Source organism: Pseudoalteromonas sp. S558 (genome assembly GCF_005886635.1).
GTDB lineage: Bacteria > Pseudomonadota > Gammaproteobacteria > Enterobacterales > Alteromonadaceae > Pseudoalteromonas > Pseudoalteromonas aliena.
The window spans coordinates 1-21,676 of the sequence record NZ_PNDU01000290.1 but is presented as its reverse complement, the minus strand read 5'-3'; the positions used below and the strand labels follow the sequence as shown (position 1 = coordinate 21,676).

The window sequence follows — 21,676 nt, the reverse complement described above, 5'->3', positions numbered from 1 at the left end:
GTGATTGATTTTGCAGCAGTAAGTTTGGTATTTAGGCAAGGCAGATCCTATGTCGTGTGGTTATTCCCCATAAACAGGCGATAAGGCAGTATAAATGTCAAACCTCGCGCCGCGATTAAATCGTCCCTAGATTGAACAAATTTCAATCCACAAAAGTCAACACGCCCTAATAAAATTACAGATAAAACATGTAAAGCAACACGATTTATGGTGAAATTGACACAATTGATAAAAGGTACCCACGGAGCTTTCATGACTATTTTAGTAACCGGTGGCGCAGGCTATATTGGCTCACACACTGTTTTAGAACTTTTACAGCAAGGTAACAAAGTTGTTGTTATTGATAATTTAAGTAATTCATCACAGGAGTCTCTTGCTCGTGTAAAAAAAATCACAGGTAAGGAAGCCACTTTTTACCAAGGTGATATTCTCGACAAATCTTTTTTAGATTCAGTGTTTGCTAAGCACAAAATTGATAGTGTTATACATTTTGCGGGTTTAAAAGCGGTGGGGGAATCAGTTGCCAAACCCGTAGAGTACTATCAAAACAATGTACAAGGGACATTAACACTTGTTGATGCTATGCGTAACGCTGAGGTATTTAAGTTAGTGTTTAGCTCATCAGCGACTGTTTACGGCGATCCTGCTAGCTTACCAATTAGAGAAGACTTCCCCGTAGGCGGTACTACTAACCCTTACGGCACATCTAAACTTATAGTTGAAATGATGCTACAAGATATCGCCAAATCAGATGAGCGTTTTGCGTTTGCTATTTTACGTTACTTCAACCCCGTTGGCGCGCATAAATCAGGCTTAATTGGTGAAGACCCTAATGGTATCCCAAACAACCTTTTACCATTTATTGCACAAGTTGCTGTAGGTAAATTAAAGCAACTTGCTGTATTTGGTGATGACTACGATACCGTTGATGGCACTGGTGTGCGCGACTATATTCATGTAGTAGATTTAGCAATTGGCCATTTAAAAGCGCTTGATAAAATTGCCTCGAGCACCGGTGCGCTAGTCTATAACTTAGGAACTGGTAATGGGTATTCTGTGCTGCAAATGGTTAATGCATTTATTAAAGCTAGCGATCAAGCTGTGCCGTATCAGGTTTCTCCACGTCGTGCTGGCGATATTGCTGCATGTTATGCAGCACCAGAAAAAGCACTTAACGAACTAGGTTGGGAAGCTCTGCGCGGTATTGATGAAATGATGCAAGATACATGGCGTTGGCAGTCAAATAACCCGAATGGGTATAGACAATAAAGGTCTTATGAAAACAAGGTAAGGTCTAAATTTTATATTTACACTTTAGCCTAATGCCTAAAATCCATTATTTATACTCACCAATTTTGCATTTCTACTATGCGTGACTGTGTTCGTGCATATTCAAAACTCAATTTTTTGCCTTTATATAAATGCTCAATATCAGTTTGGGCATTGATCACTAACAACTTATTGCAATCATAAAACTCATCCACTAAGGCAATAAAGCGCCGCGCTTCGTCGTCAAAGGTGTGCTCGTCGAGCGTTTGCTTTTCACGTTGATAGCTATCTTCTATACCGTGCACTATCACTTTACCTGTCGCTTTAATACCCATTTGTGGCACGTTCGATACATATAACACATCAAATTGCGTTGCTAAATACATATAATCGTTAGCACTGCGTGGGCCTGAACATAGCGCCATAAAATCAATCATCAAGGCGTTATCGGCTTTTAATAAATATGGTAATTCGCGGCCATGCACGCTAATTGTATTATTATGAATTACTGTAGAGAAAGACGTTAAAAACTCATTTTTAAAATCGTTATTTGGTAAATTAATAAAATAATGTCGACTATTTTTACCGTATCTAAAACGATGATCATCATCCCCCGCTACATTAATGATATGGCAATGACTATTAATTAAATCAATCGTAGGTAAAAATCGCACCCGTTGCAGGCCTTTGTAATAAAGCTGCTCAGGCTTTGCGTTAGATGTAGCCACCAGCACCACACCTTGTTCAAACAACGCATTAAATAACTTAGCCATGATCATGGCATCGCCAATGTCGCTCACAAAAAATTCGTCAAAACACAGCACACGGATATTGTTAGCCCAATGCTTAGCAATCAGTGTAAGTGGATTTACTTGCCCTTGCAGCTGCGAAAGTTGGGCATGCACTTGCGCTATAAAATGATGAAAATGCAGCCGCTGCTTTTGCTCAATAGGTAGGTTTTTATAAAATAAATCCATCAACATAGATTTACCACGCCCTACTGGCCCATATAAATAAACACCTTTTATTGTGGGTACTTTTTGCCACCACTTTAACGGTGTTTGTAACTGCTCACTTAAGCTATTTAATGCCATTACCGCGTTTTGTTGGGCTGCATCAAAGATAAGCTCACCGGATATAACTTTTGCTTGGTAATGGTTTAAAATTAGTGTGCTGTGCTCTGTCATGGCATTTCACTATCGGCTATAATCGCGCCCATTGTAGCCGACTAAAAATGTGAACTAAAATGAAATTCCCTTGCCGCTTAGATAAATTTATTAGCCACTTAGCAGAAATGCCACGCACGCAAGCCCGCGCGAGCATAAAGCGAAAAGAAGTAAGCGTTAATGGCGAAGTAATTACGTCACATAATTTTCAACTTGCTGAGCAAGATGAAGTATTACATCAAGGCGAGCCTTTAGTCTTCTTAGGTAAGCGTTACATTATGCTCAACAAACCTGTCGGTTATGTATGCGCTAATAGTGACGAGCTACACAAAACTGTTTTTGACTTACTTGATGAGCCAAATATGAGCGATTTTCACGTAGCCGGTCGTTTAGATATAGACACCACAGGTTTGGTTATTATTACTAACGATGGCGAGTGGTCACATAAAATCACCTCACCTAAAAGTAATAAATTTAAAACTTACTTGGTAGAAACCCAAGAACCTATTACCGATGAAGCGCTTAAGCAACTACAAACAGGTGTCATGCTGCATAACGAAAAAGATCTAACCCGTCCAGCGATAGCTGAACGACTCGCAAATTACGGGCTGCGTTTGTCAATAAGTGAAGGCAAATATCATCAAGTTAAGCGCATGCTTTACGCGGTAGATAATAAAGTCGTTGAATTACATCGCGAGCAGATTGCGGGGATTAAATTAGATGAAAACCTAGCAAGCGGTGAGTATCGGTTGCTAACAGCCGAAGAGATTAAGCTATAAAAACCGTGTTTAAGATTTTATCTGTACTAAATCAAAATCTGCCATACCTGGCACAATTGCTTGCAGACGCGATTCGGTGACATCCAATGCATTTAAACATTCGCAGTATTCAGATGCTTTAAGTTCAAGTTGATGGGCTTTTTTTTGTAACGACTTATCAATCTCTTTGGTAATGATATCCATGCGTTGGCCCATATCGTTAATGCGATCTTCTATATTGCCTTCACGCGATTTAAACGCATCTCCCAACGACATTAAAATAGCGCCGAGAGAGCCATGCACTGCAGAGTGAATTTTTTGGCTAATCTCTTTAGTAAAAAAATCATCAATTTGAGAAAGCGATTGTGGCGCTATAAAAAAGAAATCGTCGCCGCGCTTAAACTTATCCATTAATGCACGTTCTACATATTGCAGTTGGGTTTTAAGTACCTCAGGCTCTTTATCTGACATACCTTCAACAATGTGCTCAATTGCACTTAACCCTAAGTTAACGCCATCGGTGGCTAGGTTTACTAGTTCAGGTACTGTGTGACGAATGCCATTACTAAATTGCTCAAGTACTTTGCTTTCGTCGTCACTCAAATCAACCCAATAACCACGAATAAACAATTGGTTATTGTTATTAATTTGCACGCGGGTTTGGCCTTTATCAACAATACGAATTACATCATCGGTAATAATTAAACCGTGTCTGAGTTCTACGTCACACTGCTTTTGAGCGAATACACTGCTGCTTGAAAATGCTATGGACAACGCCAATATCGAACGAGATAGAAACGCCATAAACACCTCAAAAAGACTAAAATGGAAGGCGGGTAGGTTAACAAAAAACCAACTTTATGCAAGTAAAAGTACGCTATCGGCTATAAGCACATAATAAAACACCGAGCATAAATACACTCGGTGTTTTGCTTTATCGCTTACTTAAAATAAGTACTAAATTGGTGAGCCTGGTGGTATTGGCAATACTTTAAAATTGCTTGGCCACTGACCTTTAATTAAAAACTGATTTATTTGCTCAGCTAAGTATTGTTTAAACGCACTCTCGCCAGTACTTGTATGGCTTAGCATTGAATTTTGGTTAAAGTCTTCACTAAGCTCAACTAAATAATAACGCAATTGTGCTTGCACCTCTGGGCTGACACTATCACTTGCGACTAAATCAGCCATAGTTTTTGCTGTTAAAAACTGTACGCGCTGGGTGATTTTACCTACCATAGTGTTAGGCGACGATACATTGAACACTTGGCTATAAAGCGCTTTTAATAATTCATCTAAACTATAAAATTCATTATTGCGTGCTTGTTGTTGCGCTAGACGATTTAAGCGTTGTGCGTTTAACAAAAGTGACAAACTATGCTGTATAGCCACCTCTGGCAACGCCATTGCATCAAGTGTTAGCCCCGTGCGCCCGACGATGCTTTCGCGAGACTTAGACTCGCCATACGCTTTTGGGGGAATGAGCGATAACACAGATTCAGGAAGTAACAAGTTACTGGGTTTAAGCGTTGCAAAAATAGCGTTTACCGCTTCTTGCTGCACCTTTTTATCAACCACTTGCGCGCCTTTTACGGGTGAATCGCCGCGTGTTTCGTATTCATAATCAACACCTGCGATAAGTTTAACCACAGCTTCAACCTGAAAACGGTGAAACAGATAAAGCGGAACTAGTTTTTCTTCTAATTGCGATAGTGAGTCGCCCGTTTTAATATTATTAATACCAAACTGCGAAAGCGCTTTTTTACGTACTTCGAGTACGCGTAAAAGTTCCTGTGAAGGGTTAGTACCATTATCCCATAAATGGGCTGTTGGATGCGCACCACCTTTAGCTCGTGCATCGCTATCTGATATAAACTCAAGGCCTTTGACTTTATTTTCTTTTAAAATAGCAGCGAGTTCTGCGCTTTCATCTTGGTTAGTAAAGTCGCTATAACCATATTTAATTACTTGGCTATCCCACACGCCCATGCCTGTTGCATAGCCACGCGTTACATCAAGCTTACCTTGTTCATTAAAACTAAGTAACGGATGTGGGTAATCCATTACAGAGGCTCTATCGCCTATTGATGCCGCAAAATTATGAGAAATACCTAGTGTATGACCAATTTCATGGGCGCTTAATTGACGAATACGATCAAGCGCCATTGCTTGTAAATTTTTAGCAACTTCATTGCCTTTCAAATAAGGTGCAGCAAGTGCTTCCGCTATTAAAATATCTTGGCGAACACGCAGAGATCCAAGTGTTACATGGCCTTTAATTATTTCGCCAGTACGTGGGTCGATTACCGAACTACCGTATGACCAACCACGCGTTGCACGGTGTACCCATTGAATAACGTTATAACGAATATCCATAGGATCGGCATTACTTGGCAATACTTTTACTATAAATGCGTTCTTATATCCGGCACCGCTAAAGGCATCGTTCCACCACTTTGCGCCTTCAAGTAACGCACTTTTAACCGGTTCGGGCACACCTGGATCAAGATAATAAACAATAGGTTCAACTGGCTCACTAATAGGCAGACTTGAATCTTTTTTAGTTAAACGATGGCGTGGTATGTAGCGCACATACAGTGACTCACCCAGTGGCGCGGCGTAATCTTTGTGTTCAATACTCCAAAAGCCTGATTGTGGATTAAACTTGCGCGGCGTGTAGTTATCGTCTGGTAATTTAATTAGTGAATGATGCATATGCACAGTAAGTGCGTATGGGTCGGCGCTGACTTGGCGAACAAATTCACCTGGTTTTGTGCCTTTAAATGTAAGCACGGCTTCAAGCTCGGTGTTTTTTACAAATGCTTTCGAGCGATTCATATAAACGGCGCTACGCGATTCATCAAGGCTAAAATTGCCTTGCTTACGCGCAGCAAGCGTGCGGCTTACACCATGCACATCACTTAACAAATAAGGTGTGTAATCAATAAGCGCTGTATTTTTTTCTTCGGCGACCACTTTAAAACCTGCGAGTATGCTTGATGCAAACGCTTCTTTAATGCTTTGCTGCTCAGCCTTATTACTCGTATTAGCACGATAGTAAGTGTTTACAGCACGTAGCATCACTTTATCGCCAAAACGTTCAAACTGCACAAGGTGGGTATTACCAAGCTGACCCCGGTCAAGGCCTATGTCATTAGAGCCAATACCATATGGTAAACTTTGCTGTAATAAAAATTGTTGTTCAAACTTATCTACTTTTAAATATACTTTTCCATTTTGGGTATCATAAAAAAATGAGTAATAACCCGGAAAGTGATTCATTTGCGTAGTAAATTCATCAATTGACTTAATTGCTGCGTGCGCTTGAGTTATGATACAGAGCAACACGGTCAAGAATATGTAACTTAGTTGTGATATTTTTTTCATAATCTTATCTTTGTTATTGGCGTTTTAAGTACGATTAGGTACCACCATTATAAGGTGGTATTTAAACAATACAGGTATTTAAGACGAATTTCAGCGCTCTAAGCTAATCTCTCTCACATTATGATTAGTTTTAACACGTTATCAGGAAAATAGAATGCGTAGACTCCCTCCAGTATTACTTGAAGATGGTTGTTCAAGAGAACTTTTATCGTTAATTCGAACAATTTTAGCAGCATGTAAAGAAATTTCGTTTCGCGTTGGTCAAGGCGAACTATCTGGCGTATTAGGCTCAACCCTTGATGAAAACATTCAAGGCGAAACCCAAAAAAAGCTCGATGTATTATCTAACCAGTTGTTAAAAGATATTTTACTGGAATCAGGCACGGTTAAAGCAATCGCCTCAGAAGAAGAAGACTACACAGTCGCTGGTAACTCAGACGCTAAATTTATCGTCGCATTTGACCCACTGGATGGCTCGTCAAATACCGATATTAACTCACTTGTGGGTACTATATTTTCTATTATGGAAGCGCCTGAAGGCTCTGACGCTGCTGATGAAAGCATTTTTATGCAGCCAGGTCATAAGCAAGTTGCTGCAGGTTACGTACTTTACGGGCCATCAACGATGCTTGCGCTTACCACAGGCAAAGGCACCCGCATGTTTACCCTTGATAAAACACAAGGCAGCTTTTTACTCACTGAAGATTTTGCCACTATTCCTGCAGATACAAACGAATTTGCAATTAATGCATCGAATCAACGTCATTGGCAACCAGCTATGCAAAACTACATCAATGATTTACTAGCAGGCGATACTGGCCCTCGCGCTAAAAACTTTAATATGCGCTGGATTGCAGCGATGGTGGGCGATGTTCATCGCGTACTGAGTCGCGGTGGTTTATTTACTTATCCTACCGATACAAAAGATCCTAAAAAACCAAATAAATTACGCCTACTTTACGAAGCAAATCCAATGGCCATGCTTGTAGAGCAAGCTGGCGGTATCGCATCAACAGGGTCTGAACGTATTATGGATATTCAGCCTGATGCAATCCACCAGCGCGTAGCTGTTATTTTAGGTTCTAAAAACGAAGTAGAAACGTGCTTGGGATATCATAAGTAATAAAGTTTTAAGTTACTTGAAAAGAAACACCATATTTAATTTTAGTATGGTGTTTTTTATTGTGAGTGAGGTTTTATACCTCGCTTTTAAAATACGTTACATAAGCGCGAAGCTTTTAACGTGAGCAAGCTCTACGTCTACAACCCTGGGCTCGGTGTTAAATTTATCTGTAAATGCGCAGCTTGCTGGCCTAGAGCTAAGCTCGTAAATTAAACACCACAAAAGCTGCGCTTTTAACGTGAGCAAGCTCTACGTCTACAACCCTGGGCTCGGTGCTAAATTTGTCTGTAAACGCGCAGCTTGCTTCATTTAGCTATCAGTTTCAATATTTGAGCCAGTTTTTCATGGTTAAGCTCTCCCATTTGTTCACTGTTGCTGAGCGCATAAATAACACCGTCATGCTCTGAGCAATCAATATCATCTCGCGATTCAATTACGTTTGCCCAAAGCTCCAAGTCATCCAAGTCTATTTCGTTACATAAACAGCGTTTAAGTACATCAATTAAAACCGCAGTTGAGAGAGTATAATGGGTTTTATTGCTATCAGCAGAACCTGAAACGATAACCGGTATAGCTTCATCCCTTTGTTCACCAAACGTAATAAATTCAGCTAATGCTTTTTGTATATTCATAATGTTTGTTATTCTTGGTTCATTGTTATTAAAAAGAATTATGATGACTCAACTTAACTGCACTCAATGCCATACCACTCTAACGTGTAATGTAGATAATATATCGGCGTGTTGGTGCAACGAGCTGCCTGCTATTTTACCGCTAGATACCAATGCAACAAGTTGTTTATGCCGCAAGTGCACGCTTAATAAACTAAGTACTTTTCTAGAAGATATTTATAAGCAGCCAATTAAAAGCCAAATAGGTTTCGCCAAGCAGTTTAGAGGGAGCGACAATCTAATTGAAGGCCTTGATTACACCATGCAAAATGGCTATATGGTATTTAGTAAGTGGTTTTTTTTAAAGCGAGGATCGTGTTGTAAAAACGGCTGCAAAAATTGCCCGTATGGCTTTAAAAAATAAAAAATTCACAAACTAGACGATTCTCAGTTTTATATATTTAAGTTATTATTATAAATAAGTTAATAACAATACAACGTGCTATGAAGCAACTAATAAATAAAAAAATAACCGGCTCTATTTTAATTATTCCACCAAAGTATATTGGTGATGCAATTAACAGCATAGCCGCAACAACATTACTCAGAGAACTTTACCCAGATAACCAAATAATCTTATTGGTCAAACCGCTTCTTGCACCTATTTTTGAGCGCGATGATCGCTTAAACTTAACCATAATGATAGATCAGCGCTGTAACAAAAAAAAGCTATCTTCTGTGTTCTCTTTAGCTAAAAAAATTCGTAATAATAATGTCCAAATGGCTGTAATTATGAGAAGCGGATTCTCTGAGGCGCTATTATGCTCTTTAGCTAAAATAAAATACAAAATAGGTTATAAAAAGAATGGACGCTCTTGGCTACTTAGCCATAGCTACAAACTAAATAATAATCACCATTATATAAATAGATACTGTCGATTAGTGAATGAACCTCACAACAATCCTTTTTCGGCATCTCCACCTCCGTACTTATTTAGCCAAAAGAGCGAGTTAATAGAGACAACAAGCAAACCTGTAGTGGTAGTTTATTACGGTGGTGTGATCAAAAAACAAAGGCATTACCCATCACATCAGGCACTTAAATCTTTAGCGTATTTGAATGAAATGACCCCCTGTCATTTTATACTTGTCGGAGATAATCAAGAGACAGCTGAGAATAATAAAATATCAAAAGATTTATACCAACAGCAAATTGATCATCAAGATCTCACTGGACTAACCTCCCTTACCGAATTGGTTGATGTAATCGCAAATGCTAATTTATTAATCACTATTGACTCGGGAGCAATGCACATAGCGGCGGCAACAAAAACCGCGTTCGTAGCGGTTGTAGGGCTTGGTACGTCACCGTGGAGTACTGTAGAACCTAAATATCAAAATAAAATATCTTTAGTGGCTAACGGTACAAGTCTGCATGATGCTGAGATTATTACAGAAATCACACCCGAGACAGTTGCTAATGCTAGCGCGTCTTTACTTGCTTTGGAAGATAAATGACCTGAACTCTGGTAATCACTTTATATGTTCTTTTATGAAGTATTTAAATGCTAATAACTTCGCCACGAAGCGGTGCCATTTTAAAAAGAATTTTATTTTGTATTTTATGATTTATGTTTTGGTTATTCATTGCATTAATAAGTAAATCAACAACGTGGTTAAAGTCTTTTTCTGATATATGCATACCCGTATGAATAGCGACCATTGAATCGCCATTATATTTACAAGGGCCTTCGAGCAACATGCACATGTGGGTTATAAAGCCTTGGCGAAAATGCGTAATATTAGCGTGTTCAAAATAATGAAATACCTGCTCATCATTACCTATTTGATTAATAAAGCTATCAATTAGTTTTGCTATGCCGGCTTTACCACCTACCTGCTCATAGAGCGATAATTTAGGTGTATTAGTACAGCCGGCTAGTAACGTTATACATAATAAAAATACAGAAAGGTTTTTCATTACCAATACCCTGTTACCGACACATACCAGCCTGTTTGATCATTTGCACCAGCAATTCGCCCTAAATTTAAATATGCAGCAGTGACACTCACACTTTTATTCGGCATCCACGCAACAAACACATCTTTCCAATCTTGCTCACCTAAGTTGAGATTATCTGATTTTTGCCGATACTCTATACCCACCGCCACTTCACGGCTAAAAAATATCGCTGTACTGCCCTCAAACAGTATTTTTGAACCATTATTAGTACTAGCGCTGCCATAACCTAACAAGCCTAATTCATTTGCTTTGCTATAACGTGTTGTGACGTTCCAAAACCAGTTGTAACCCGCAACTGCACCTAAATGCAGCTTGCTTGCTGCTAAGTAAACATCTGTTCCGCTAGTCTCTTTTGCGCCGATTAACTTAGCAACGGTTCCATCGTTTAATGACTTGTGTGTAATTCCTACACTTAATTGCGGCAAAGGACTGTAAACAATATCACCATATAAACGAACTTTAACTCCCGTTATTGATTGCTCTATTTTTGTGCTGAGCGCAGGAACATCAAACTGCTGTAATGCATAGCTAAATTCAACGCGGTTAAATACATTAAGCTGCGCACCACATACATCAAGTGTGTAGTCAGTTATATCTGCGCGACTACAAAAACCATTTATCGAAAACTCATCATCACTTGCATACCCAGCAAGTTGCGCCCACGGAACAATACCGCCACCTGCACTCCCCTCTATTTGAGAAACGCCTGGGGTGGCTAATAACTTTCCACTACTGGCGATACTAGGTACGCTTATTAGTAATAAACAAAAGACTATAAAGTATTTAGTTTTTTGCATAATACTCATGCAGCCATTCTTCTAATAGCTCTGCTTTTAAAGGTCTGCTTAAATAGTATCCTTGTGCATGGTCGCATTTCATATTTCTTAATAAATTTAACGAGTCCAATGTTTCAACACCTTCAGCAACAACAGAGAAACCCAACTGGTGCCCCAAAGTGATGGAAGACTGCACTATAAATTGATCTTTTTGTGACTCATCTAATTTTAAAATAAAGCACTTATCTAGTTTTAATTCATCGATAGGCAGCATCTTTAAGCGCCCGAGCGATGTTTGTCCTACACCGTAATCATCTAATGATATTTTAACGCCAATCATTTTCAAATCTTCGAGTGCTTTAATGCCTTTTTCTTCATTTTCGATCATATCTCGCTCCGTAAGCTCAATAGTGATCAACTCTGGGGCCACTTTGTATTCTTTAAGTGTATCCACCAATGCGCTATGGAACCCCGGAAATGCAATATCTTGCGCTGATACATTAATAGCTGCTTGTAATTCAATGCCCTTTGATTGCCAATTAGCAACCTGTGCAACAACGGTATTCACAACCCATGCAGTTAACTCTACAATGAGGCCTGATTGTTCAGCCAAATCAATAAATAGCTCAGGATTAACCCAGCTACCATCTTTTCGTTGCCAACGAATAAGCGACTCAACTTTATCTATTTTTTGTGTTTTCATGTGTAGTTTAGGCTGATAGGTCATAAATAATTGACCATCATTGTCACTAATCGCTTGTTTTAATTCATCAAGCATAATTAAACGTTCTAAATGTGCTTCATCCTCGCCTACTTGATAATAATGAATACTTTCATGCTCATTTGCTGCGCTATCAACGGCAATCAATACACGGCGCATTAGATCATCACTCGCAATACCTTGCGTAGGATACTGAACAATACCGGCACTAAAGCGCAGATTAATTTTTAATTTTTGAATTGTGTAACATGCTTGCAGTTGCGCCATTAACCCTTCAATACCACTTTTAAACTCTTTTGCCGCAGCCATTGGAAACACAGTTAAAAATTCATCCCCACCAATACGTGCATGAAAACCGCCAAGTTCATCCGAAAACTCACCGATACGGCACGCAACCGCTTTTAGGCAGTCATCACCAATACGTGGGCCTAATTTGTCATTGATATGACGCAAACCTTTTATATCGATACCAACTAAGGTGTACTCAGTTGATGGCTCAAGTTGTTCACAAAGTACTTCTAGCATCGCCGAACGATTATAAAACCCAGTAAGTGAGTCATGCTTTGCCTGAAAATTTATTTGCTGTTCACGCTCATGAATATCGTTACCCATGCTGTTGAATGCTTCAACTAAAGTGGTTATTTCTGAACTTTGCTTTTTACCTTTAAATTCAAAGCTATAATTACCTAATGCAAATTGCCTTGCAATGGCTGCTAATTGAGTCAAGGGGGTGGTTAAATTATTAGCCAGTAAACTACTGGTAACTACGCCCACAAATAAGGTCAAAATAGCCAATACCATTAAGGTCAAAAATAGCTTTTCAAAATCGCTATAGCTTTGCGTTAAATCAGCGCTAAGTAATATAATAATCGGATGGCTGTGTAATGAAGGTAGGTTTATATCGCGATTGCGGTACACTAAATATTCACTAAAAAAGCGTGACGTAGTGAGTGTATTAAAATAATTAACAGGATCAAACTGTTCAGGGCGCTTAACTAACGAGCTAATAACCAAGTCATCCGCACTCCCTATAAAGCTCACATCCATACCGGTTAAGTTTTTAAGTTCGCTCGCAACACTATCGTCAATTTTAAAGCCAACCAAACTATAAGCCACTGTACGTGGCGCTTTTACTGGTAGTAGGATAACTTGATAAAGTTCTTTGTTTAATACAACAAAACTAGATTGTTCAGGGGCATTTAATAACTCTTTCATCAATGGTCGTAAATCGTGGGCAAAATGATCTTCACTGGTGTTAGCTGAAATTAGCGTCCCTGACAAATCAATCAACATCATAAGCTCAGCATCTATACGCTGGCTATGATTAAATAGCACACTGCTTATAGTTCCTGCATCACGCGTAGCAACAGCTTGCTTAAAGCCAAAGTCAGAGGTAAGTACCTTAGCTGCTGTTAATAGTAAGCTTTCTTTTGATTTTAAATATTGCTTATAAACGTTTTGCGCTACGCTAATATCTTGATTAACTTTCTCTTCTTGAAATTTACTTGTAGACCACCAAAAACTAAACAAACTGACCATAGTAGTTAATAACACCAAGCCAACACAAAGTATGGTTATACGATTTTTTAAACTATTAGTCATTACCAGCCTTAAATTTACTGCCAAACGTATTACGTGGCGATGGTGATGAAGTATTTATTGTTACTACTAAATCACTTTTATCATTAATTGTTATGATTTTTTTACTCTCCAACGACTCAGTTTGCAAAGGGTGCCATACACTAATTTGCGGAGGAAAATCATTTAAAGGTAACTCAATGCGGCCTTGTTCATCTGTTTTATAAGCACGTTCACTGCTTGCTACGTAAATATAGCCAACCATAGAATCATGAATGTTACACCCCAACACAACAACGCCTTGTTGCTCAAAAGTAATTGGATCTTTTGGTTGCCCTGAATATAACTTTAGTTGAAATGGCTTAGCTTGTGAAAAAGAATACACATGATGACGAATGTTATCACTATTAGGAAAATTCACTCGCTGCCCTTTTTGTACAATTAATAGCTCAGGTAAAAACTGTTTGTGAACCTGATCCATAATAGCAACGCTACGAGGAGCTGGCGAATACGGCTTATTTATTTGTTCTAATTCAATTACCGCATCTGCTAATTGTTGACCATATTGATCTTTAACGACTAACTCAATATTTTCAGCCAGAGCTGAGTGACTAAAAAGAAAACAGGTAATTAAAAAACAGTAATTTTTCACACAACGCTGTAATACCCGTTTAAACATAACAACACCCAACGATTAATATTAGGTTAAGTTAATTTGAGACAGGGACTAATTGCAAGAACTATAGCCCAGTAACTAAAAATAAAGACTTAGCCACTGGTCTACTTAATCCTTTAGGGTTACTTTTTAACAATTAGTCCGTAATCGTTATCTAAAATAGCAATCACTTCTTTACGAGGATCTTCAGGGATGACAATCTCTTTGCCAACAATCTTACTAGCAATACCTACGTAGGTGTTTGACACCTCAAGCATTACTGATTCCGGTAAAATGTAATCTTTAGCCAGTTGTTCACGCTCGCCCATGCGATCTTTATTTAATAATACGTCGCTTTCAGGCACATTATTAATAAGCAACTGACGAAAGCCCTCTTTAGAATTTTCGACAATTTTACCTTCACGATAAGAAGCTTCATCCCAAATACGTGATGAATCGGGAGTACCTACTTCATCAATATAAATAAGTTGCTGCGTGCCGTTTAAATCCTCTACATAACCAAACTCAAATTTTGTATCAACAAAAATTTGCGCAAGCTTTGCAAGTTCATCGCTAATTAATTTAAAGCCTTCAACTAATAACTTTTCGTATTTGGTTACATCATCTGCCGATTTAAAATTAAATACGTCTAAGTTATTAGTGATATTAGCCTGGGTAATATTTACATCATCAACAGCTGGAATGTCGGCAATACTTTCAATAATACCTTTAGTTGATGGTGTAATGAGTACATTATCGAGCTTTTGATTTGCTTTTAAGCCCTCAGGTAAATCAATACCGCAAAAGTTACGAACGCCTTTTGCGTAATCGCGCCACATGCTACCGGTAATATATTGACGTGCAATCGCTTCAACTTTAACAGTACTCGCTTTACGCACAATCCATACATAAGGATGCGGAATATCAACAATATGGTTACCCGCAAGGCCTGCTTTATCAAATAACTTAAACCAATGGGCTGCCACTGAGTTTAACGCTATACCTTTACCTGGCACACCGTTTAAGCCATTTTCGCCCTGCCAAATACAATCAAATGCAGAAATTCTATCGGAAATAACCATAATAGCTAATTCAGTCCCCGCAGGTACTTTATAGCTTTTTTCTTTAATTAATCGCGCGCTATCGTCATCAGTTAACCAATAAACTGAACGAACCTTACCGCTGTGTACTTCACCTTTGGTACGAATGGGTAAATCATCGTTTACGTCTAAAACTTTATAGCTAGTCATGCTATCTCCGGGGTTAGGGGTGCTCAAAGAGCAAAGTATGGTTTGGGGTTATATGGGCGGTATAATAATCCACCCCATGAAAAAGCTCAATCTTGCACTGAAAACAAAAAACGGTGAATATTTATATAGCTGTAATAATAGGGTAAACTTAGTATGCTAACTAGCCTAAGGAGATACCTTGAACTACCTAACCGCCACAAAAAATAAAAAATACCTAATGTATATTTCTCAAAATTATTCATACGCTATTTTGAGGCCATTACAGCAGCAAATATTAGCGCATGGTGGTCAGGTAAGTTGGTTTTTAGAAGGCAAAGATGTCAATCCAGATTTTTTGACCGATAGTGAAAAGCAGCTTTATTCTATTGAAGACATTCATAAGTGGTCGCCCGATGCTATTTTTGCTCCAGCCAATTTAATACCAACCTTTTTACCAGGCAAAAAGGTTGCAGTGTTTCATGGCTTTGATGCTGGTAAATTAAATAGAAAAGGTGAAAACGATCATCTTAAAGCCAGAGGATGTTTTGATCTTTATTGTACTCAAGGCCCTAATACCACAACCCCATTCAGTGCTTTACAAAAGAGGCTGGGCTACTTTAAAGTAACACAAACAGGCTGGCCTCCTTTAGATCGTCTATTTAAAAATGAACCTACTCGCTCTTACGTAGACGAATTCGATTCAAGGCCAACCCTATTAATATGCTCTACTTTTTCTAAACGACTTTCACTTGCGCCTAAGCTTTATAAACAAATAAAACAATTTAGTGAAACAGGAAAATGGCGCATTTTGATGCAGTTCCATCCAAAAATGCCGTTTGAGTGGGTAAATAAATATAAAGCATTGAGCAATAACAATTTAACCTTTATAGAAACAGATGATGTGATTCCTTTATTAAAATCTGCCGACGTTATGTTATGCGACACCTCGTCTATATTATTAATGTTTTTGTTACAGCGAAAACCTGTCGTCACATTTTGCAATCAAGACCCTAAAAAACATTTACTCAATGTAACTGATGCGAACAAAGTTGAAGGTGCTATAGATAATGCGTTAACTTACCCGCCAGAGTTAATGGAAAATATTGAAAGCTATTGCCAAGAATTACATCCATACTCTGATGGGCAATCAAGTGAACGAGTACTTGTCGCAACCAATGAATTTTTACTAAGTAATGAAAAGTTAAAATCTAAACCGCTCAATTTTATTCGACAATTTAAAATGCGTAAAAAACTTAATTATTGGAAATGGTAAAGCCAAACAATGATCAATCTAATAAACGTCACTTTTAAATGGCATAAAAACGATAACGCCCCCACGCTTAGCATCAGCGAATTAATTATAAAAAAAGGCCAACATGTTTTTTTACATGGCCCTAGTGGCTCTGGTAAATCAACGCTGCTTGCTCTACTTGGGGGAATAAATACCGCCACCAGCGGCGATGTTGTAATATTAAGTCAAAATTTAAATACGCAAAGTAACACCAAGCGAGATGCATTTAGAGCGGATCATATTGGCACTATTTTTCAAAACTTTAATTTATTGCCTTATTTAACCCCCCTCGAAAACGTGGTTCTAGGGTGTCAATTTTCTAAAATACGTCAGCGCCAAGCATTAAAACACTCCACTACTTTAACCAAAGAAGCCAAGCGCTTACTAAACGCACTTGGCTTAAGCGAGCAACAATATAATAAAAATGTTGCAGAGCTAAGCACAGGTCAACAGCAGCGTGTTGCCGCGGCCCGCGCTTTTATTGGCAGCCCAGAACTAATAATAGCGGACGAGCCTACATCTGCGCTCGATACCCAAAACCGTGAAAACTTTATTAAATTACTGTTTGAACAAGCCAAATACTCAAACAGTACTTTGGTGTTTGTAAGCCATGATGAAAGTTTAAAACCGTTATTCGACCGCTCAGTTGATCTTATCAGCTTGCAGGAGCCGCTATGATCCTTGCTAAACTTGCTTACAAAAGCCTATTAAATCGTCGTACCAGTGTGCTTTTAACGCTCTTTACAATCGCCATTAGTGTTATGTTACTGCTTAGCGTTGAGCGTATACGCATTGATGCAAAAAGTAGCTTTAGTAATACAATTTCGGGCACTGATTTAATTGTCGGCGCACGCACTGGCGATATACAATTACTGCTTTCCTCTGTATTTAGAATTGGCCACACCAACAATAACGTAAGTTGGCAAAGCTATGAATATATAACAAGCCAGCGTGGTGTAAAATGGAGTATACCTATAAGCCTAGGCGACAGTCACAAAGGCCAAGCTGTACTGGGTACAACACTTGATTACTTTAGCCATTATCGTTTTGCAAAAAAGCAAAGCTTAAGCTTTAACAAGGGTCACGCTTTTAATGCCATTAACGAGGTGGTACTCGGCAATGATGTCGCAACTGCATTAGGGTATAAACTTAACGACTCTATTGTTATATCTCACGGCATGGGCAACACAAGCTTTCATCACCACGACGATAATCCGTTTAAAGTAGTAGGAATTTTAAATCCCACAGGAACACCCGTTGATAAAACGCTACATATACCGCTTGCAGCTATCGATTTAATCCACGGCAACAATTCTGGCGATGACCATGACCATGACCATGACCATGACCATGACGAACATAACAGCCTAATTGGCCATCCAAAGCAAATTACTGCGTTTTTAATGGGATTTAAATCGCCTTTATACACATTGCAAATTAGGCGTAATATAAATCAATATAAAAAAGAAGCACTGCTTGGCATTATGCCAACGGTCACACTTAAAGAATTATGGCAAATGCTCGCCATTGTAGAAAAAGTACTGATGTTGTTTTCAGCCGTAATTGTGTTGGTAAGCTTACTTGGTATGCTAACCTCGCTGCTTGCCAACTTAAGTCAGCGTCGGCGTGAGCTTGCCATATTACGCTCAGTAGGTGCTCGCCCATGGCAGTTATTTACGCTCATTAGTATCGAATCATTATTTACAACATTACTGGGTTGCATAGTGGGCTGTGCATTATATTACTTAGCACTATTTACAGGTGGCTCTTATTTGCAAAGCCACGCTGGTATTAGCGTTAACATAGCTATGCTTTCTAGCTATGAACTCACACTTATCGGCGTTATTATGATTGCTGGCTTTATTATTGGCTTAATACCCGCTACACGCGCTTACTTTTATTCGCTCAGCGATGGCATGAGTATAAAAACATAATTATTAGGTAGTTTATGACTTTTTTTAAAACAACATTTTATTACAGCGCGCTAGTGTGCTTACTAATAAGCAGCTTTATAAGTAACGCGAACCCACCAAAAGAAATTTTTTGGGAGGACTTAATCCCTAAAAATCACGTACAAATAGACACACAAACTCAAGCTAATCACGACGGTAGTGAGCAAAACTGGGTGCAGCCCGATTTAGATGCCCCCATTGTAAAAGAGCTAAATGGACAATCGGTTAGCTTACCTGGCTTTGTTGTGCCGCTTGAGGGTGACAGTGAAGTCATTACCGAGTTTTTACTGGTGCCGTACTTTGGCGCTTGCATACACGTTCCGCCGCCACCACCTAATCAAATAGTGCATGTAACAATTAAAGGCGGTGTGCCTATTGAAAGCCTATACGACGCAATTGTGGTCACAGGAATAATAAGCACTGAATCATGGTCAGGAGAGATAGCCCAAACAGGCTATAAAATCAAAGCTGTAGGTATTGCACCATTCGAGCTTTAAAATATACGGCCAATCGAATTAAATTGACCGTATATTTTAAATTCAAGTAATCTACTTTTGGCAGTTTGAGCAAAAAATAGTACTGCGCTGCCCCAATCTAATTTCTTCTAATTTGTTTTCACACGTCATGCACGGTTTTCCTTTGCGTCCATAAACTAATAACTCTTGAGCAAAGTAACCTGGCTTTCCATCGCTTTGTGCAAAATCTTTAAGCGTTGTTCCACCTTGTTTTATGGCCGCAGCAAGCGTGTCTTTTATAATAGGGATAAGTGCCTGATAACGCTTTAGTGATACTTTACCAGCCTCTCGTTTGGGATGAATACCGGCTTTAAAGAGTGATTCATTCGCGTAAATATTACCGACCCCAACAACCACAGCGTTATCCATAATAAACTGCTTTACGGGCACTTTTTTATTGCGCGATTGTTCGTACACGCGTTTAGCAAAGAAATCATCTGTAAGCGGCTCAGGACCAAGCTTAGAAAGCAGCTTGTGTACCTCTCCTGGCTCTTGCCATAAGCAGCAACCAAAACGACGAGGATCGTTTAAACGCAGCGCCTTACCATTACCAAAAATAAACTCAACATGGTCGTGCTTTTTTAATGGCTCAGCTTTATCTACTACACGTAAATTACCCGACATTCCCAAATGCAAAATAGTACTACCAAGTTGGCAATGTAACAGTAAGTATTTAGCTCGTCGTTCAATGCTTGTTACAGTTAACCCTTCTAGTTGATAAACATCATCAGGCACTGGCCAACGCATACTGGCATTGTAAATGTTTACCTTAGTAACAACTTGGTTCTGTATATGGGGAGTGATCCCCATTCGGCTCACTTCTACCTCTGGTAACTCAGGCATTAATTAGACTCACTTTATGAAAAATCAAAACTAGGAAATAACTGCTTCGCAGTCGCTAAATCAAGCTTAAGTACTCGTTGGCTACTTTTTTCAAGTAAGTAATAATGCGCATTATCTTTATACAACAAATAAATCCATGGCAAACTCTCCCCTGCTAACTCAAATGTAGCGACATATAAAGGCGCTCTAGGATTAAACACAACCGACTCATTAACATTTATAAGCTCAATACTTTGCCAACGGTTGATAAGCTCACCAAGCTGCTGCTCAGACGGCAGCCAACGAAGAGATACGTCATTTTGTAACGCAGTTGTACGCCAACTAGTGCCAATTCGTTCAATTTTTTGATCGACAAACTCAAGGGTCAAAACAAAACTCAGTACTGGCAATACCGGCTGCATTGAAGGCGCATCGATATTGCTAAAAAGTTGTTTATGCCAGCCATTTAAAAAGAAGATCATAATCAACATCGAAAATATAATAACGTTGTTCCAACCTTTGCGGCCCAGTCGCATATTTACACACCCAATTAATTCAAGAATTTAAAGTGTAACTAAAACTTAATTGCACTGTCTATATGTTAAACCCTACATACTTTGTTAGAATATCGGCAAATTTATAGGAGTTCCGTCAATGTCTATGTATGTAGTGGGCCATAAAATCCCAGATTCAGATTCTATTTGTGGTGCAATTGCACTCGCGTATTTAAAAAACCAAATCGATGAGCCAGCGATTCCAACACGTCTTGGTGAAATTTCACCAGAAACGCAGTTTATTCTTGATAAATTTGGTTTCGAAGCACCAGAGCTAAAATTAAGCTACGCTGGTGAAGATGTTTACATTGTGGATCACACAGAAAAAACACAAGCACCCGATGATATCGACCAAGCTCGTGTTGTTGGCGTGGTAGATCACCATAAGCTAGGTGACTTAACATCATCGACTCCGCTTGAATGTTGGATCCGCCCTGTTGGTTGTTCAAACACCATTATTAAAATGATGTACGACTTTTACAGTGTAGAAATCCCAAAAGACATCGCAGGCATTATGCTATGCGCTATTTTAAGCGACACCGTAATATTTAAATCGCCAACATGTACCACTGCCGACATTAAATGCGTTGAAGCCCTAGCAGAAATTGCAGGTATTGAGGATTTTAAAGAGCTTGGCATGGATATGTTCCGCGTTAAGTCTGCTGTAGAAAACACACCAGCGCGTGATTTAGTCATGCGTGACTTTAAAGATTTCAACATGAACGGTAATTTAGTAGGCATTGGCCAGCTAGAAGTAATCGACCTTGCTGTTTTTGATGATATTAAAGCAGATCTTGCTGCTGATATTGCTAAGCTAAAACAAGAAGGCAACCGCCATTCTGTATTTTTACTGCTTACCGATATCATGAAAGAAGGCTCAGAAATGCTAATTGTATCTGACGATGCAAACTTAGTTGAGCAAGCTTATGGTGTAAAACCAGAAAATGATAAAGTATGGTTAGATGGTGTACTGAGTCGTAAAAAGCAAGTTGTGCCACCATTACAAGATGCGTTCACAAAAATCTAATAATGTTTTCATTAATTGATTTAAAAGCCTTGTTGGTTATACCAACGAGGCTTTTTTATATTATATCAATCTGCTTATATATGGGGTCTATTTAGCGTTAAGAAAATAGCGCTAGAACTAGGCAAAATTTTTGTATCTAGTTGTTCTAAATGAAATTTTTTAAGGACCTTATAGTGCAATTTAATTCGTTAAATTGTTCAAAGATTTATGCAGCTTGGT

21 protein-coding genes are annotated in these 21,676 nt (G+C 38.9%); 10 read left to right on the top strand and 11 right to left on the bottom strand.

The features are described from left to right. Nucleotides 1-252 precede the first annotated feature (252 nt). Complete coding sequence (galE, locus tag CWB66_RS17220; protein ID WP_138586324.1) at nt 253-1,269, top strand: UDP-glucose 4-epimerase GalE; 1,017 nt, start codon at nt 253-255, stop codon at nt 1,267-1,269. 77 nt (nt 1,270-1,346) lie between these two features. Here the strand turns inward: galE and zapE are convergent, their stop codons facing one another. Next, complete coding sequence (gene zapE, locus CWB66_RS17215) at nt 1,347-2,456, bottom strand: cell division protein ZapE (RefSeq protein ID WP_138586323.1); 1,110 nt, start codon at nt 2,454-2,456, stop codon at nt 1,347-1,349. Between the two features lie 59 nt (nt 2,457-2,515). Between zapE and rsuA the strand changes: the two genes are divergently transcribed. Continuing rightward, nucleotides 2,516-3,214, top strand: a complete 699-nt coding sequence (rsuA, locus tag CWB66_RS17210; RefSeq protein ID WP_077536051.1) for a 16S rRNA pseudouridine(516) synthase RsuA — start codon at nt 2,516-2,518, stop codon at nt 3,212-3,214. A 9-nt stretch (nt 3,215-3,223) separates the two neighbouring features. On the opposite strand, the gene CWB66_RS17205 is transcribed toward rsuA, so the two are convergent. Together CWB66_RS17205 and CWB66_RS17200 are read right to left on the bottom strand one after the other, a co-directional pair. Then, entirely contained in the window at nt 3,224-3,997 is a 774-nt protein-coding gene (locus tag CWB66_RS17205) for a YggN family protein (RefSeq protein ID WP_138586322.1), read from the bottom strand. A 153-nt stretch (nt 3,998-4,150) separates the two neighbouring features. After that, nucleotides 4,151-6,580 carry a zinc-dependent metalloprotease gene (locus CWB66_RS17200; protein WP_138586321.1) on the bottom strand — a complete coding sequence of 810 codons (2,430 nt, stop codon included), beginning with the start codon at nt 6,578-6,580 and terminating at the stop codon, nt 4,151-4,153. A 154-nt stretch (nt 6,581-6,734) separates the two neighbouring features. Here CWB66_RS17200 and CWB66_RS17195 point away from each other — a divergent pair, with 154 nt between their 5' ends. Further along, nucleotides 6,735-7,703 (top strand): class 1 fructose-bisphosphatase, encoded by a 969-nt coding sequence (locus CWB66_RS17195; RefSeq protein WP_138586320.1) that lies wholly within the window; start codon nt 6,735-6,737, stop codon nt 7,701-7,703. A gap of 305 nt (nt 7,704-8,008) precedes the next feature. Here CWB66_RS17195 and CWB66_RS17190 read toward each other — a convergent pair whose 3' ends face one another. Beyond that, the gene (locus tag CWB66_RS17190; protein ID WP_138586319.1) at nt 8,009-8,335 is read right to left on the bottom strand and encodes a hypothetical protein; all 327 of its coding nucleotides are present in this window, start codon (nt 8,333-8,335) and stop codon (nt 8,009-8,011) included. 43 nt (nt 8,336-8,378) lie between these two features. On the opposite strand from CWB66_RS17190, the gene CWB66_RS17185 reads away from it, so the two are divergent. Both CWB66_RS17185 and CWB66_RS17180 read left to right on the top strand, forming a co-directional pair. Beyond that, nucleotides 8,379-8,738, top strand: coding sequence for a C1orf53 family protein (locus CWB66_RS17185; RefSeq protein ID WP_138586326.1), 360 nt, complete (start codon nt 8,379-8,381; stop codon nt 8,736-8,738). A gap of 80 nt (nt 8,739-8,818) precedes the next feature. Then, nucleotides 8,819-9,832, top strand: a complete 1,014-nt coding sequence (locus CWB66_RS17180) for a glycosyltransferase family 9 protein (RefSeq protein ID WP_138586318.1) — start codon at nt 8,819-8,821, stop codon at nt 9,830-9,832. A gap of 43 nt (nt 9,833-9,875) precedes the next feature. Here the strand turns inward: CWB66_RS17180 and CWB66_RS17175 are convergent, their stop codons facing one another. From CWB66_RS17175 to CWB66_RS17155, 5 genes are all read right to left on the bottom strand, one after another. Then, nucleotides 9,876-10,295 (bottom strand): group I truncated hemoglobin, encoded by a 420-nt coding sequence (locus CWB66_RS17175; RefSeq protein ID WP_138586317.1) that lies wholly within the window; start codon nt 10,293-10,295, stop codon nt 9,876-9,878. Continuing rightward, nucleotides 10,295-11,134: a DUF3034 family protein gene (locus CWB66_RS17170; RefSeq protein WP_138586316.1), complete on the bottom strand. Its 840-nt coding sequence runs from the start codon at nt 11,132-11,134 to the stop codon at nt 10,295-10,297. Before CWB66_RS17170 ends, CWB66_RS17175 begins: the two co-directional genes overlap by 1 nt. Then, nucleotides 11,121-13,436 (bottom strand): bifunctional diguanylate cyclase/phosphodiesterase, encoded by a 2,316-nt coding sequence (locus CWB66_RS17165; RefSeq protein ID WP_138586315.1) that lies wholly within the window; start codon nt 13,434-13,436, stop codon nt 11,121-11,123. The genes CWB66_RS17170 and CWB66_RS17165 overlap by 14 nt, the downstream gene beginning before the upstream one ends. Next, a complete protein-coding gene (locus CWB66_RS17160) occupies nt 13,429-14,091 on the bottom strand; it encodes a methylamine utilization protein (RefSeq protein ID WP_138586314.1) in 663 nt (220 codons plus the stop codon). Before CWB66_RS17160 ends, CWB66_RS17165 begins: the two co-directional genes overlap by 8 nt. Nucleotides 14,092-14,210: 119 nt before the next feature. Then, nucleotides 14,211-15,317 (bottom strand): phosphoribosylaminoimidazolesuccinocarboxamide synthase, encoded by a 1,107-nt coding sequence (locus CWB66_RS17155; RefSeq protein ID WP_138586313.1) that lies wholly within the window; start codon nt 15,315-15,317, stop codon nt 14,211-14,213. Nucleotides 15,318-15,495: 178 nt separating this feature from the next. Between CWB66_RS17155 and CWB66_RS17150 the strand changes: the two genes are divergently transcribed. From CWB66_RS17150 to CWB66_RS17135, 4 genes are read left to right on the top strand one after another with little or no spacing between them, the layout of a single operon-like run. After that, entirely contained in the window at nt 15,496-16,569 is a 1,074-nt protein-coding gene (locus tag CWB66_RS17150; RefSeq protein ID WP_171037532.1) for a CDP-glycerol glycerophosphotransferase family protein, read from the top strand. A gap of 9 nt (nt 16,570-16,578) precedes the next feature. Further along, nucleotides 16,579-17,265: an ABC transporter ATP-binding protein gene (locus tag CWB66_RS17145; protein ID WP_138586312.1), complete on the top strand. Its 687-nt coding sequence runs from the start codon at nt 16,579-16,581 to the stop codon at nt 17,263-17,265. Continuing rightward, the gene (locus CWB66_RS17140; RefSeq protein WP_138586311.1) at nt 17,262-18,521 is read left to right on the top strand and encodes an ABC transporter permease; all 1,260 of its coding nucleotides are present in this window, start codon (nt 17,262-17,264) and stop codon (nt 18,519-18,521) included. The genes CWB66_RS17145 and CWB66_RS17140 overlap by 4 nt, the downstream gene beginning before the upstream one ends. A gap of 14 nt (nt 18,522-18,535) precedes the next feature. Then, nucleotides 18,536-19,036, top strand: coding sequence for a DUF3299 domain-containing protein (locus CWB66_RS17135; RefSeq protein WP_138586310.1), 501 nt, complete (start codon nt 18,536-18,538; stop codon nt 19,034-19,036). Nucleotides 19,037-19,087: 51 nt separating this feature from the next. On the opposite strand, the gene mutM is transcribed toward CWB66_RS17135, so the two are convergent. Next, nucleotides 19,088-19,897, bottom strand: coding sequence for a bifunctional DNA-formamidopyrimidine glycosylase/DNA-(apurinic or apyrimidinic site) lyase (gene mutM, locus CWB66_RS17130; RefSeq protein WP_138586309.1), 810 nt, complete (start codon nt 19,895-19,897; stop codon nt 19,088-19,090). A gap of 14 nt (nt 19,898-19,911) precedes the next feature. After that, nucleotides 19,912-20,412, bottom strand: coding sequence for a hypothetical protein (locus CWB66_RS17125; RefSeq protein WP_138586308.1), 501 nt, complete (start codon nt 20,410-20,412; stop codon nt 19,912-19,914). 118 nt (nt 20,413-20,530) lie between these two features. Between CWB66_RS17125 and CWB66_RS17120 the strand changes: the two genes are divergently transcribed. After that, a complete protein-coding gene (locus tag CWB66_RS17120; protein ID WP_077536067.1) occupies nt 20,531-21,457 on the top strand; it encodes a manganese-dependent inorganic pyrophosphatase in 927 nt (308 codons plus the stop codon). Nucleotides 21,458-21,676 lie beyond the last annotated feature (219 nt).

Coding starts and splice junctions, on each gene's coding strand:
- mutM (WP_138586309.1), bottom strand. CDS start 19,897: ATGCCTGAGTTACCAGAGGTAGAAGTGAGCCGAATGGGGATCACTCCC.
- CWB66_RS17120 (WP_077536067.1), top strand. CDS start 20,531: ATGTCTATGTATGTAGTGGGCCATAAAATCCCAGATTCAGATTCTATT.
- CWB66_RS17190 (WP_138586319.1), bottom strand. CDS start 8,335: ATGAATATACAAAAAGCATTAGCTGAATTTATTACGTTTGGTGAACAA.
- CWB66_RS17185 (WP_138586326.1), top strand. CDS start 8,379: ATGACTCAACTTAACTGCACTCAATGCCATACCACTCTAACGTGTAAT.
- CWB66_RS17165 (WP_138586315.1), bottom strand. CDS start 13,436: ATGACTAATAGTTTAAAAAATCGTATAACCATACTTTGTGTTGGCTTG.
- CWB66_RS17145 (WP_138586312.1), top strand. CDS start 16,579: ATGATCAATCTAATAAACGTCACTTTTAAATGGCATAAAAACGATAAC.
- CWB66_RS17180 (WP_138586318.1), top strand. CDS start 8,819: ATGAAGCAACTAATAAATAAAAAAATAACCGGCTCTATTTTAATTATT.
- CWB66_RS17200 (WP_138586321.1), bottom strand. CDS start 6,580: ATGAAAAAAATATCACAACTAAGTTACATATTCTTGACCGTGTTGCTC.
- CWB66_RS17160 (WP_138586314.1), bottom strand. CDS start 14,091: ATGTTTAAACGGGTATTACAGCGTTGTGTGAAAAATTACTGTTTTTTA.
- CWB66_RS17170 (WP_138586316.1), bottom strand. CDS start 11,134: ATGCAAAAAACTAAATACTTTATAGTCTTTTGTTTATTACTAATAAGC.
- zapE (WP_138586323.1), bottom strand. CDS start 2,456: ATGACAGAGCACAGCACACTAATTTTAAACCATTACCAAGCAAAAGTT.
- CWB66_RS17135 (WP_138586310.1), top strand. CDS start 18,536: ATGACTTTTTTTAAAACAACATTTTATTACAGCGCGCTAGTGTGCTTA.
- CWB66_RS17140 (WP_138586311.1), top strand. CDS start 17,262: ATGATCCTTGCTAAACTTGCTTACAAAAGCCTATTAAATCGTCGTACC.
- rsuA (WP_077536051.1), top strand. CDS start 2,516: ATGAAATTCCCTTGCCGCTTAGATAAATTTATTAGCCACTTAGCAGAA.
- CWB66_RS17175 (WP_138586317.1), bottom strand. CDS start 10,295: ATGAAAAACCTTTCTGTATTTTTATTATGTATAACGTTACTAGCCGGC.
- CWB66_RS17195 (WP_138586320.1), top strand. CDS start 6,735: ATGCGTAGACTCCCTCCAGTATTACTTGAAGATGGTTGTTCAAGAGAA.
- galE (WP_138586324.1), top strand. CDS start 253: ATGACTATTTTAGTAACCGGTGGCGCAGGCTATATTGGCTCACACACT.
- CWB66_RS17155 (WP_138586313.1), bottom strand. CDS start 15,317: ATGACTAGCTATAAAGTTTTAGACGTAAACGATGATTTACCCATTCGT.
- CWB66_RS17125 (WP_138586308.1), bottom strand. CDS start 20,412: ATGCGACTGGGCCGCAAAGGTTGGAACAACGTTATTATATTTTCGATG.
- CWB66_RS17205 (WP_138586322.1), bottom strand. CDS start 3,997: ATGGCGTTTCTATCTCGTTCGATATTGGCGTTGTCCATAGCATTTTCA.